Origin of the sequence: Bacteroides finegoldii DSM 17565 (genome assembly GCF_000156195.1) — a bacterium.
In the GTDB taxonomy this organism is placed as follows: Bacteria; Bacteroidota; Bacteroidia; order Bacteroidales; family Bacteroidaceae; genus Bacteroides; species Bacteroides finegoldii.
The window spans coordinates 229966-243669 of record NZ_GG688324.1 but is presented as its reverse complement, the minus strand read 5'-3'; the positions used below and the strand labels follow the sequence as shown (position 1 = coordinate 243669).

The 13704-nt window shown below is 42.6% G+C and carries 11 protein-coding genes; 7 read left to right on the top strand and 4 right to left on the bottom strand.

The window, feature by feature from the left end; genetic code table 11:
* Positions 1-113 precede the first annotated feature (113 nt).
* Together BACFIN_RS08760 and BACFIN_RS08765 are read right to left on the bottom strand one after the other, a co-directional pair.
* Complete coding sequence (locus tag BACFIN_RS08760) at positions 114-1988, bottom strand: PAS domain-containing sensor histidine kinase (protein WP_007754011.1); 1875 nt, start codon at positions 1986-1988, stop codon at positions 114-116.
* A gap of 199 nt (positions 1989-2187) precedes the next feature.
* On the bottom strand, positions 2188-3573 hold the full coding sequence (locus BACFIN_RS08765) for a GDSL-type esterase/lipase family protein (protein WP_007754010.1): 1386 nt from the start codon (positions 3571-3573) through the stop codon (positions 2188-2190).
* A 90-nt stretch (positions 3574-3663) separates the two neighbouring features.
* Between BACFIN_RS08765 and BACFIN_RS08770 the strand changes: the two genes are divergently transcribed.
* The 3 genes from BACFIN_RS08770 (at position 3664) to mtgA (ending at position 6622) form a co-directional block, all read left to right on the top strand.
* Positions 3664-5016, top strand: a complete 1353-nt coding sequence (locus BACFIN_RS08770; RefSeq protein WP_007754009.1) for an MATE family efflux transporter — start codon at positions 3664-3666, stop codon at positions 5014-5016.
* A 159-nt stretch (positions 5017-5175) separates the two neighbouring features.
* Positions 5176-5892, top strand: coding sequence for an OmpA family protein (locus BACFIN_RS08775; RefSeq protein ID WP_007759796.1), 717 nt, complete (start codon positions 5176-5178; stop codon positions 5890-5892).
* Entirely contained in the window at positions 5870-6622 is a 753-nt protein-coding gene (mtgA, locus tag BACFIN_RS08780; RefSeq protein WP_007754007.1) for a monofunctional biosynthetic peptidoglycan transglycosylase, read from the top strand. The genes BACFIN_RS08775 and mtgA overlap by 23 nt, the downstream gene beginning before the upstream one ends.
* A gap of 56 nt (positions 6623-6678) precedes the next feature.
* Here the strand turns inward: mtgA and BACFIN_RS08785 are convergent, their stop codons facing one another.
* Positions 6679-7182 carry an RNA polymerase sigma factor gene (locus BACFIN_RS08785; RefSeq protein ID WP_007754006.1) on the bottom strand — a complete coding sequence of 168 codons (504 nt, stop codon included), beginning with the start codon at positions 7180-7182 and terminating at the stop codon, positions 6679-6681.
* A gap of 268 nt (positions 7183-7450) precedes the next feature.
* Between BACFIN_RS08785 and BACFIN_RS08790 the strand changes: the two genes are divergently transcribed.
* Positions 7451-7939 (top strand): DUF4251 domain-containing protein, encoded by a 489-nt coding sequence (locus tag BACFIN_RS08790; RefSeq protein WP_007754005.1) that lies wholly within the window; start codon positions 7451-7453, stop codon positions 7937-7939.
* A 1-nt stretch (position 7940) separates the two neighbouring features.
* On the opposite strand, the gene BACFIN_RS08795 is transcribed toward BACFIN_RS08790, so the two are convergent.
* A complete protein-coding gene (locus BACFIN_RS08795; RefSeq protein WP_007754004.1) occupies positions 7941-8564 on the bottom strand; it encodes a trimeric intracellular cation channel family protein in 624 nt (207 codons plus the stop codon).
* A gap of 92 nt (positions 8565-8656) precedes the next feature.
* Between BACFIN_RS08795 and wecB the strand changes: the two genes are divergently transcribed.
* The 3 genes from wecB to BACFIN_RS08810 all read left to right on the top strand — a co-directional run bounded on the left by wecB (position 8657) and on the right by BACFIN_RS08810 (position 13685).
* Positions 8657-9742, top strand: coding sequence for a non-hydrolyzing UDP-N-acetylglucosamine 2-epimerase (gene wecB / locus BACFIN_RS08800; RefSeq protein ID WP_007753999.1), 1086 nt, complete (start codon positions 8657-8659; stop codon positions 9740-9742).
* A gap of 83 nt (positions 9743-9825) precedes the next feature.
* Positions 9826-12402 (top strand): DUF5686 and carboxypeptidase-like regulatory domain-containing protein, encoded by a 2577-nt coding sequence (locus tag BACFIN_RS08805; protein ID WP_007753997.1) that lies wholly within the window; start codon positions 9826-9828, stop codon positions 12400-12402.
* A gap of 5 nt (positions 12403-12407) precedes the next feature.
* Positions 12408-13685, top strand: a complete 1278-nt coding sequence (locus tag BACFIN_RS08810) for a replication-associated recombination protein A (protein ID WP_007753994.1) — start codon at positions 12408-12410, stop codon at positions 13683-13685.
* Positions 13686-13704: the final 19 nt, after the last annotated feature.

Here is a 13704-nt window from a genome sequence, read left to right as displayed (position 1 = left end):
CAAACTCTGTTTTTGAGTAATGATATGGCTCTTTTATAATTGATTTAGGGAGTCAAGTTTCAGATTAAAAGTTGTCCTTTCATCAAATCACGTTTTGACACACCCTCATTTTCTTATGCATCAATTGGAGTGACAGAACAAGGCAACTCAACCATAAAAGTAGTACCTATTCCCAATTGGGAATCAGCCCATATCCGTCCGTTCATCTTATCAACAATAGATTTACAAATAGGCAAACCTAACCCAGCTCCCTGAGTGAAAGAGTCGACTTTCTCAAATCTTTCAAATATCTTTTCCAACATATTCTGAGGAATACCACGACCGGTATCTCGAACACCGATCCGCACATAGGACGAATCTATCTCATAAAAAACCTCCACATATCCACTAGTCGTATTCTTTAGAGCATTGGAAAGAAAATTATTTAAGATCTGCTTGATTCGCAACCTATCCAATTCTACTAGAAAACCCTGATCAAGATAATGGGTCCGAAGTTCAACTCCCGCAGCTAGCTGACGAGTATATTCCGCAACACTTTCATCTAAAAGTTCTGCCAGATTAAACCAACTCGGATGCAGCTCCAGATAACCGGATTCTAACTTGGACAAATCAAGAACATCGTTTATCAGCTCCAACAGAAGCTCATTATTATGACTGATGAGAGAGTTGTAGAGTTCTTTTTCAGCCATATCCTCCGTAGCTGCCAATAGGGCTGAAAAGCCGACAATCGCATTCAACGGCGTACGAATCTCATGGCTCATATTAGCCAGAAAAGCTGATTTAAGACGGTCGGACGCTTCGGCTTTATCACGCGCCTTGACAAGCATTTCCTCTGTCTTTTTCAACTCCGTTATATCGTAATTTATACTGATCAGTTCAATAATTTTATCTTGCGGGATATATTTCCGAACTAACAAATTGACATGCGTCCATGTATATTCACCGTTGCTTCTAAGGACACGCACTTCCTTACTTAATTTAGCCGTCAATCCGTTTCGTACATCTTCAAAGAATTGAACCATGCAATTACGGTCGTCCGGATGGAGATGTCTGTAGATACCAATGATATCGGACAACGGCGTTCCATCCGCTTCACCGATGTTCCTATACCAACTCTTTTGGGCATAACCTTCTCCGGTCAGAAGATTAAGATGGGCATATCCTACCTTGGCATAATCTCCCACCAGCTCAAAAAACTCTTCAAATTCCTGAATTTTATTATAAGCAATGGTCGTTTCTGTCTTATCAGCATTGATCAACAGGTAATTAATCGGATTGCCCTCATCATCATACAGTGTCGTTACCTTAGTTACCAGGTCAATCGTACCTTCCCTTTTGGAATTTTTATAATATGAACCGATCTTAGAGAAGTCATAACGAAATGTAAAGTCTGCATCTTCATTCCTTCTCAACCGCTCTTTCATTTCTTCCGGGAACATTGGATTCTTGAAGATATCAAGTCCTAAAAGGTCCTCCTTTTTCTCGAGATGGAACATCTCCTGCTCTTTATCATTCAAATCTATCAATATCCCATCCTCATTGTATAATTCGATACCGACCGGCAGGTGCTTATAAATATTATGCAAGATGCGTTCGCTGTGCTGCAAGGCCTGATAAGCTGATGTCATATTAGGAGCCTCCTGCAATTCGGCTATCCCATAGACATTTGTATGCCCTTCTTTATCCGTTTCCTGAAAGCAGACCTTACTCCGCACCCAAACAGCCCCTTTTACCGTATCAAGTAAATACACTACTTCCGACATCTGCTGCTCACTAAAAGAATGAACTGTTGTAGGGCGTTGCTCCTCCTTCAATATGCGTTTGTTAAAATCTTCAAAACTAATAATACCCGAATCATCCAAACCCAACAATTCCGAGATATACTCCGAACACTCATAATTTAAAGTTGTCAGATCAGCCTTCCACCAACCCATGTCAGCAGCGTTCATCAATTTTGAAAAAAATATAAAATCTTTCTGTTTATTCATAATGCTATGCTAACTCACCTTTCTAAAGATAGTTAAAGATGCAAAATTAAATATTGCAGGCAATCTATAACTTTCTAAAAGATATTTTTTAACACATTATAAGAAGTTTATTTATCGATAGACTAAAAACATCCGATTGAATAAATCTTCTTCTGAAGTAAATTCAACCGGATGTATATCAAAGGCCACTTCTTCTATTTCATTCTTTCAAAGCTTGATAAACGGCTTTTGCCATTACCTTCGCTCCTTCTTCATTCGGATGAACTTTATCCGGGAAAAGTTCGGGCATTCCATCCATTGCCGCATGAAGATCAATAACCGGCAAATGATTTTTCTTGGCAACTTTCTTTATCATCGGAATAATTTCTTTGGAAATTATATCATCATTGATATTGTCACCAGTCCGATAGGATTTGGAAGGATAGCAGAGATAAATCTTCGGTTGGGCAGGCAGAGCATTGAATGCATCCACCATTGTTTGCAAATCTTTTGTGAAATCCTCCTTATACTTCCAATTGAATGATTTGCTATCGTTTGTTCCAAGCTTGATTACTACGATATTGGGATTGAAAGCCAACGCATCCTGATAGGCTTTCTCTTTCATATACGGATGATCTCCTTTATTTAATAAGGTACGGGCACTGACTCCGAAGTTCTTAACCCAATAACCGTCACCCAACATACGTCCCAACACGGAAGGATAGCTGTCGCGATTACGATTCTTAATCCGGGCTCCATAAGTAATGCTGTTGCCAATGCAAGCAACACGGACCGCATCTTTACGGGGAGCCTTGAAGCTACGTAACCAAGCTGTCAGTTCATCCAGCATTTCATTTTTATAAAGGAAACCTTCGCGGATTCCCCATCCATGCCCGCCGGAAGGATAAATATGAAGAACTGCAGGAACTTTATTCTTATTCAATGCCAGATAGTAGTTAACGCCATTGGCAGGAGGAACGGCATTATCATCATCACTATATACGATGAAGGCACGCGGTGTCTCTTTTGTCACTTGTTTTTCATTGGAATATTCTTTCTCCAGCTCGGCAGAAGCTTCTTTTCCTAACAGGTTATTGCGAGAACCCATGTGGGTATACGATTGATTCATCGTAATCACCGGATAAAACAGGATTTGGAAGTTAGGACGAAGTTCGGGTTTGGCATGGGTGGCAATCGTCGACGCCAAATGACCACCGGCAGAAGATCCCATAATACCAATATCATTTGGATTCAGATTCCATACATCAGCACTGTCACGCACAATCTTCATTGCTGCTTCGGCATCCGAAATAGGAAGCGTGCGATCGCCTTTCGGCATTCGATATTTCAGCACAATAAGAGCAATGCCTTGCTTGTTAAAGTAAGGAGCCCAATCGTAACCTTCGTGGTCAACTGCCAGATGGGAATATCCTCCGCCGGGACAGGCTACCACTGCTCGCCCCGTAGCTAATTCCGGTGCCGGAAGGAATACACGAAGTGAAGGTTGTTCAATATCAAAAGGGTTGGGAGCCTTCTGGGCTACCGTCTGCTGACCTGCCAACAGGAAAAGCAACAGGAAAAAAAGAGTAGAAAATTTCTGTTTCATAGTATCTATGTACTTTGATTAATGAATAATTAGATGTGCGAAGATAGTAATTTTCCATATCTTTGCACTTCATTTTGATTATAAAAAGGTATGCAAGGAATAAAGAATCTGACGCAAGGGCCTATCAACCGCCAATTGTTCAATCTGGCAATGCCTATCATGGCAACGTCATTTATACAGATGGCGTATAGCCTCACGGATATGGCATGGGTAGGACGACTGGGAAGTGAAGCTGTAGCCGCCATCGGCTCTGTCGGAATTCTGACATGGATGTCGGGGTCCATATCTTTATTAAATAAGGTAGGCTCGGAAGTCAGCGTCGGTCAATCTATCGGTGCACAGAACCAGGAGGCCGCCCGGAACTTTGCATCCCATAACATCACAATCGCACTTATCGTTTCTCTTTGCTGGGGTGGATTGCTTCTTGTTTTTGCCGATCCTATCATACGCATCTACGAACTCGAAGAGCATATTACCGCCAATGCTATCCAATATTTACGGATTGTCTCTACCGGACTGCCTTTCGTCTTTCTGTCGGCAGCTTTCACCGGAATCTATAATGCAGCCGGACGTAGCAAGATTCCTTTTTTCATCAGTGGCACCGGATTGATATTGAATATCATTCTCGATCCTTTGCTGATATTTGGTCTTGGGCTGGGTATTAACGGCGCAGCCTACGCTACCTGGATTGCAGAAGCAAGCGTTTTTCTTATTTTCGTCTATCAGTTGCGTTATAGAGATGCATTGCTCGGCGGGTTCTCTTTTTTCACACGACTGAAGAGACAATACACACGGAGAATCTTAAAACTTGGATTACCCGTAGCAACATTAAATACTCTTTTCGCCTTTGTCAATATGTTCCTTTGCCGCACCGCTTCCGAACAAGGAGGGCACATCGGATTGATGACTTTTACGACCGGAGGACAAATCGAAGCTATCACCTGGAATACCTCACAGGGATTCTCTACCGCACTAAGTGCTTTTATCGCCCAAAACTATGCAGCAGGACGGATTGAACGGGTACTCAAGGCCTGGCATACTACACTATGGATGACTGGTATCTTCGGAACATTCTGCACATTATTATTTGTTTTCTTCGGAAATGAGGTGTTTTCTATTTTCGTCCCCGAACAGGCTGCTTATGAAGCCGGAGGTGTTTTCCTTCGCATCGACGGATATTCACAGCTCTTCATGATGCTCGAAATCACCATGCAAGGAGTATTCTACGGTATCGGCCGGACGATACCTCCTGCCATTATCAGCATTGTCTGCAACTATATGCGCATTCCGCTTGCTATTTTGTTCGTGCAAATGGGTATGGGAGTGGAAGGAATCTGGTGGGCTGTCTGCGTCACTACCGTTGCCAAAGGATTGGTACTTTTAAGCTGGTTTGTGATTATTAAAAAGAAATGTCTGAGTATCCCTTCTGTAACAAAAGAATAACTCAGGATTCTCCTTCGTTAACAGACGGTCGGAATTCCACTCGTTATTTTAACTTAAAAAGTACACCTTTGCTAAATAATATATATCTTTGCGGTGTTATTCATCATACGATATGATTCGTATGAAATTATTTTTTTACTAATTAAAAACATCAACATTATGAACAAGATGAAGTTTATGGTTCTCTTTATGAGTGTTGCCATGATATTCAGTGGCTGTGCGAGTATGAATAACACCGGTAAAGGTGCGGCTATAGGTGGAGGTTCGGGCGCTGCTTTGGGTGCTATTCTGGGAGGCGTTATCGGTAAAGGTAAAGGTGCGGCTATCGGCGCTGCCATCGGTACGGCAGTAGGCGCAGGTACAGGTGCCCTCATCGGAAAGAAAATGGATAAAGCTGCAGCCGAAGCAAAACAAATAGAAGGTGCGCAAGTAGAACAGATTACGGATAACAACGGACTGAAAGCCGTAAAAGTAACATTCGACTCGGGTATCCTTTTCACAACAGGTAACGCAAGTTTGAGTCCTGCCGCTAAATCCGCATTAAGCAAATTCGCAAATAATGTACTTAACCAGAACCGTGATATGGACGTATCTATCTATGGATATACCGACAATCAAGGATGGAGAAACAGTACGGCTGAACAAAGTCGCCAGAAAAACCTGAACTTGTCACAGGAACGTGCACAGAGTGTAGCAAGCTATCTGTTGAATTGCGGTGTGTCCAGCAACCAGATCAAAGGTGTGCAAGGTATGGGTGAAAGCGATCCCGTTGCAAGCAACGATACAGCAGCCGGCCGCGAACAGAACCGCCGTGTAGAAGTATATATGTACGCTAGCGAACAGATGATCAGAGATGCACAGGCAGCTGCTAATTAAAAAATTACTGCGTTATACACGCAACCTGCTGATTTTTTTCTTCGCATCGACCTTACTGACGGTCATTATCTATCGGTTTATGCCGGTTTATATCACTCCGCTGATGGTTATTCGAAGTGTTCAGCAGATTTTCTCAGGAGATAAACCCACGTGGAAACACACGTGGGTTTCTTTTGATAAGATATCCCCTAACCTCCCGATGGCGGTGATAGCTTCCGAAGATAACCGTTTTGCGGAACACAACGGGTTCGATTTCGTAGAGATCAGGAAAGCAATGAAAGAGAACAAAACACGTAAGCGAAAACGGGGAGCAAGCACCATCAGCCAGCAGACAGCCAAAAATGTGTTCCTATGGCCTAAGTCTTCATGGGTACGAAAAGGGTTTGAAGTATATTTTACCTTTTTGATCGAATTATTCTGGTCGAAGGAACGAATCATGGAGGTTTATCTCAACTCCATTGAAATGGGAAATGGTATCTATGGTGCACAAGCTACCGCCCAAATAAAGTTTGGAACAACAGCCGCCAAACTGACACGGGGACAATGTGCGCTTATCGCCGCTACCCTCCCTAACCCGATACGCTTCAATTCTGCGAAGCCTTCGCCATATATCCTAAAACGTCAAAAACAGATATTACGATTAATGAATCTGGTTCCCAAGTTCCCACCGGAAGAAAAGACTATAAGAAAGCAACAAGGTAAAAACAAGAAAACGAAGAAGGAGCAATGAGAAATCTCTCATGCTCCTTTCACTGATAAACTTGTCCGACTGTGTGCTATCCCCATTTATACAAAATCTTTCAACTCTTGCTGTAAACGCTGACGTGTGAAAAAGATACGGCTCTTCACCGTTCCCAATGGCAAACCTAACTTCTCTGCTATTTCACGGTACTTGAATCCCGACACATGCATGGAAAAAGGTACCTTATATTCTTTTGGCAATGCATTGACTACACGATGCATCTCTTTCAAATCATACGCGCCCTCCGTACTGTCAAATCCGGAATCTTGCGGCAAATTCAAATGATAATAATTATCAGTAGTGTCTACAAAGGTCTGGTCACGTACTATTTTTCGGTAGTTATTAATAAAGATGTTGCGCATAATAGTGTACATCCATCCTTTGAAGTTTGTGTCCGGAACATATTTGTCCTCATTATCTAATGCTTTTAAAGACGTTTCCTGCAATAAATCATTTGCTTCTTCACGGTTAGCCGTTAATTTATAAGCAAAACGAAGCAACTCCTCCTGAACTCCAATTAAATCTTTTCTGAAACTTAAACTTTTCATACTTTAAAGGTTTTAATGGTTAATATTCGTTTTTCTCGATGTTTGCAAGTTTAAAGGTATTTTCCCTCTTCGGAAGGGTAATTTCCGTTATTTATGAGGGGAAATTCTATCAAATGATAGTTTCTAGGTGTTTTTTGATAGTTTTTGGGTGGTGCAAATCGGAGGAAGATCGAATTTTCTATTTAATTTTCATTAAAGAAAACAGAGGAGTTCCCGACTTTTTAGTAAATTTGGTTGTTATACTTATATCAACCTAAATACAACGGATATGAAAAAGAAGAAACAAATCTTTATGTTATTGCTAGCCTTGCTAGTGGGGCTCCCCCTTTCCGCTCAAAGCAAACAAGAGAAGAAAGAGCAGAAAAAAGAGGCTGTCAAGAAGCTCATTGCCTCAGAGAATTACAAGATAGATGTCAGGACCGCCATGCCGATGCGCGGACGCTCCATTCCCTTGACGTCTCCCTACTCATTGGAAATCAGAAATGACTCGGTTATCTCCTACTTGCCTTATTTCGGACGGGCCTACAGTATCCCGTATGGTGGAGGTGACGGACTCGATTTCAAAGCTCCCCTTAAAGAATATGATATGAAAATGGATAAAAAAGGAAATGCCGTTATCGAATTCGTTGCCCGGAATCCGGAAGACAGATATGAATTCAGAGCCCAAGTATATACGAATGGTGAGGCAAGCATCAACGTAAATATGCAGAACCGTCAATCTATCAGTTTCCAAGGCGAACTGGAGATGGAGGATTAGCCTAGTCTTCCGCCTCTTCTCCCCCTTTTAATATAGGTAGGCAAATATGATATTTCACAGCTAAGATGCGGGTTAGAAAGACTACTAATCCGCCTATCAGCTGACAACCGTATGATTCGATCCCTACTAGGTCACAAATCCAATAGGCAATGCCTCCTACCACACAGGCCATCGCATAAATTTCTTTTCGGAAGATGAGGGGAATCTCATTGATAAACACATCACGAATCACGCCACCGGCTGCTCCCGTTATACTACCCATAATGATGGCTACCCAAAAAGGATATCCCAAAGCGATACTTTTTCCCACACCTACCACAGTGAACAAAGCGAGCCCGATAGTATCAAAAATAAAGAAGGTATTATTGAGCCGGATCAGCCAACGTCCGAAACAAATAACCCACAGCAAAGCAAGTCCCGTACATATCAGATAAATAGGATTTGTCATCCAACCGGGAGTAACATCAAGCAGAACATCACGGATAGTACCACCACCGATCGCAGTAGCAAGACCTACAACATAGGCTCCAAACCAGTCGAAACGCTTAGCCGACGCAAGCCGGATACCACTGATGGCAAAGGCAAATGTGCCTATAAAATCAAGAATTTGAACGAATGTGGGCATATATTTGTTATTTTGTATGCAAAGTAACGAATAAATTCCGTAAGAAAATGTACTTTTGCTTCACGAATTAAACCGAATAAGATAGAAACAGTATGAAAATAACAATTGTTGCCGGGGCACGCCCCAATTTCATGAAGATAGCCCCCATTACACGCGCTATTGAAGCCGCACGGGCGCTGGGTAAAAGTATCTCGTACCGATTGGTATATACAGGCAAGAAAGAGGATACAAGTTTGGACGCTTCTCTCTTTTCGGACCTCGACATGAAAGCTCCCGATGTCTATCTGGGAGTGGAAAGTAGTAATCCTACGAGCTTGACAGCCGGAATCATGATAGCTTTTGAACAGGAACTAACCGAAAATCCTGCTCATGTAGTCCTTGTAGTGGATGATCTGACAGCAACGATGAGTTGTGCCATCGTCGCTAAAAAACAAGGAATCAAAGTGGCGCATCTGGTGGCGGGAACCCGTTCCTTCGACATGAAAATGCCGAAAGAAGTAAACCGTATGATCACAGACGGGCTATCCGACTATCTGTTCACTGCCGGTATGGTTGCCAACCGTAATCTGAACCAGACGGGAACAGAAAACGAAAACGTATATTATGTAGGTAATATCCTCATAGATACTATCCGATATAATAGAAACCGGTTACTCAAGCCGATATGGTTTTCCGTATTGGGACTGCAAGAAGGTAATTACCTCCTACTTACCCTGAATCGGCGTGTACTGCTCAATGATAAGGAGAATCTCCGACAACTTTTGCAAACATTAATCGAAAAGTCTGCCGGTATGCCTATCGTAGCTCCAATGCACACGTATGTACGCAATGCCATTAAAGAATTAGGAATCGAAGCACCGAACCTGCATATCATGCCTCCTCAGAATTATCTATTTTTCGGTTATCTGATAAACAAGGCAAAAGGAATCATAACGGATTCAGGCAACGTAGCCGAAGAAGCGACATTCTTAGGCATTCCATGTATTACGCTCAATACATACGCCGAACATCCGGAAACATGGCGTATGGGAACAAACGAACTTGTCGGTGAAGATCCTGTTCTTCTCGCCAAAGCAATGGACACATTAATGAAAGGCGAATGGAAAAGAGGCGAGCTTCCCGAACGCTGGGATGGGCGCACAGCAGAGCGTATCGTACAGATCCTTACGAGTAAATAACCAACAATGATGGGTAAAAAAAGTTATATATTCAACCATCCTCAGAGTTATTTGTTAACTTTGTAGCTCTACTAAGAACGTTTATGAAACAACGATATAGCAAAATACTTATACTGATCTTACTCATATTGGCAGCCTCAAACGTTTTTGCGCAGCAGATAAAGGGAGTAGTTACAGATTCGGTGACCCATGAGCCATTGATGTATATATCTGTTTACTACCAAGAAAAAAAGGATATGGGTACGATCACCAATATTGACGGAGAATACAGTCTCGAAGCCCGTAGAAACGGGGGGACACTTGTTTTTTCCGCAGTGGGCTATATCAGTAAGACAGTAAAAGTGAACTATGGCAATCAGACGGTCAATGTACAGTTGGCTCCGGATAACGTGATTCTGAATGAAGTCGTTGTAAAGCCTAAGAAAGAAAAATATTCGCGCAAGAACAATCCGGCAGTGGAGTTCATGAAGAAAGTAATCGAACATAAGAAGGCGCAAGCCCTCGAAGTGAACGAATATTATCAGTACGATAAGTACGAAAAGATGAAAATGTCTATCAATGACCTTACTCCGGAAAAACTAGAGAAAGGTATCTACAAAAAATATTCTTTCCTTAGAGATCAGGTAGAAGTGTCGGAAACTACCAATAAATTGATTCTCCCGATCTCTGTACAAGAAACGGCTTCACAAACCATCTTCCGCAAAGATCCCGAAAGTAAGAAAACGATTATCAAAGGAAAAAACTCCAATGGTATCGAAGAATTCTTCTCTACAGGAGATATGCTCGGCACTGTATTGAAGGACGTCTTTGCGGATATCAACATCTATGATGACGAGATCCGTCTGCTTCAGCAGCGTTTCGTCAGTCCTATAGGTAGCAATGCCATTTCTTTTTATAAGTATTATCTGATGGATACGTTGATGGTGGACAGGCGCGAATGCGTACATCTGACATTTGTTCCACAGAATTCGCAGGATTTCGGATTTACAGGACATCTCTATGTATTGAAAGATTCTACCTATGCAGTCCAGAAATGTACAATGAACCTGCCTAAAAAGACCGGAGTCAATTTTGTGAACCGTATGGATATCGTCCAACAGTATGAACAACTACCAAATGGCAATTGGGTATTGGCAGATGACGATATGACCGTAGATCTCTCGTGGAGTTCAAACAAAACGGTGGGGGGATTGCAGGTAGAGCGAACTACAAAATATAGCAATTATAAGTTCGACCCTATAGAGCAACGGCTTTTCCGTTTGAAAGGCAGTGTGATAAAAGAAGCCGATATGCTCTCGAAAAGCGATGAATACTGGGCTAGTGTTCGCCAAGTACCACTGACAAAAACAGAAAGCACAATGGATGTATTCGTCAACAGACTCGAACAGATTCCGGGATTTAAGTATATCATCTTCGGTGCGAAAGCTGTGATCGAAAACTTCGTAGAAACAGGAAGCAAGAAACATCCGAGTAAAGTAGACATAGGTCCTATCAATACGATGATTTCGAGCAACTATATTGATGGAACCCGTTTTCGGTTAAGTGGCATGACAACAGCTCATCTCAACAAACACTGGTTCTTGAACGGTTATGGAGCCTACGGTCTGAAAGATGAACGATGGAAATACAGCGGAACACTGACATATTCATTCAACAAACGCGATTATGTGGTTTGGGAGTTCCCGAAACATTACATTTCGGCAACTTACAGTTATGATGTAATGTCTCCGATGGATAAATTCCTATTTACAGATAAAGATAACATTTTCCTTTCATTAAAAACAACGACAGTAGACCAAATGTCGTATATGCGCGATGCTACCATCAACTATGAACTTGAAACACTTACAGGATTCGGTATAAAAGCAATGCTCCGCCACCGTAATGACGAGCCTGCCGGAAAATTGGAGTATTTGCGTAACGATGCCGCACAAACCCGTGTGCATGACGTCACTACTGCCGAAGCAAGCCTGACACTACGCTATGCTCCGGGCGAATCATTTGTCAACTCCAAACAGCGTCGTATCCCCGTGTCATTGGACGCTCCTATCTTCACACTCACTCATGCCATGGGATTCAAAGGAGTGTTAGGTGGCGAATACAGTTTCAACCGTACGGAAGCGAGTGTATGGAAACGTTTCTGGCTTCCATCTTCGTGGGGAAAGATAGATTGCAGTATAAAGGCAGGGGCCGAGTGGAACACCGTTCCTTTCCCGTTACTGATTCTGCCGGAAGCCAACTTATCATACATCACCCAACGCGAGACGTTCAACCTTATTAATAATATGGAGTTCTTGAACGACCGTTTCGCTTCAGTTTCATTGTCTTACGATATGAATGGCAAACTATTCAATCGTATTCCCCTTATCAAGAATCTGAAATGGAGGGAAATGTTCCGTGTCCGTGCCTTATGGGGTACTCTGACAGACAAGAACAATCCGTTCAAAAGCAGTAACCCCGATTTGTTCCGCTTCCCGATGCGTGATGGAAAATTTACTAGTTTTGTCATGGATCCGAAGATTCCGTATGTTGAAGCAAGTGTGGGTATCTATAATATATTCAAGTTGCTGCACATTGAATATGTACATCGTTTCACCTACCGTGATAATCCGGGTATCAATAAAAACGGTGTCCGCTTCATGGTATTAATGGCATTCTAAGAATTATGCAACCTTTAGCAGAGCGATTACGCCCCAAAACATTAGACGAATATATCGGTCAGAAACATTTAGTAGGACCGGGTGCTATCCTGCGAAAGATGATTGACGCAGGACGCATCTCCTCCTTTATCCTCTGGGGACCTCCCGGGGTAGGCAAAACTACATTGGCACAAATCATTGCCAATAAGCTGGAAACCCCGTTTTTTACTTTAAGCGCAGTGACTTCAGGGGTAAAGGATGTGCGTGAAGTGATAGACCGTGCCAAAAGCAACCGATTCTTCTCCCAGTCCAGCCCTATCCTATTCATCGATGAAATCCATCGATTCAGTAAATCACAACAGGATTCTTTGTTGGGAGCTGTAGAGAACGGAACCGTCACACTAATCGGAGCAACAACGGAAAATCCGTCGTTCGAGGTTATCCGTCCGCTTCTGTCCCGCTGCCAGCTCTATGTACTCAAATCGCTGGAGAAGGAAGATTTGCTGGAACTCCTGCAACGTGCCATCACTACGGATACTGTACTGAAAGAACGTAAAATCGAACTAAAAGAAACAACTGCCATGCTGCGCTTTTCCGGTGGAGACGCACGCAAACTCCTTAATATATTAGAGCTGGTCGTTGAATCCGAAGCTGAAGACACCGTTGTGATCACTGATGAAATGGTGACTGAACGATTACAACAAAACCCGTTGGCATACGATAAAGACGGGGAAATGCATTATGATATTATTTCAGCCTTCATCAAGTCTATTCGTGGCAGTGATCCGGACGGAGCAATCTATTGGCTTGCCCGTATGGTGGAAGGCGGTGAAGATCCGGCTTTCATTGCCCGCCGACTGGTTATTTCGGCCTCCGAAGATATCGGCTTGGCAAATCCCAATGCCTTGCTTCTTGCTAATGCCTGTTTCGATACATTGATGAAAATCGGATGGCCCGAAGGAAGAATTCCTTTAGCTGAAACGACCATATATCTGGCAACCAGCCCTAAAAGCAATTCAGCGTATAATGCCATTAATGATGCACTGGAGTTGGTTCGCTCGACAGGTAATCTACCTGTCCCATTACACTTGCGCAATGCACCTACGAAGCTGATGAAGCAATTAGGCTATGGACAAGAGTACAAGTATGCTCACAATTATGAAGGAAATTTTGTGAAACAACAGTTCCTTCCGGACGAATTGAAAGACAAACGTATCTGGAAACCGCAGAATAATCCGGCAGAACAGAAACATGCCGAACGGATGATACAACTGTGGGGAGACAAGTTCAAAAAAGACGTATAACATATTATTAATATAAAAT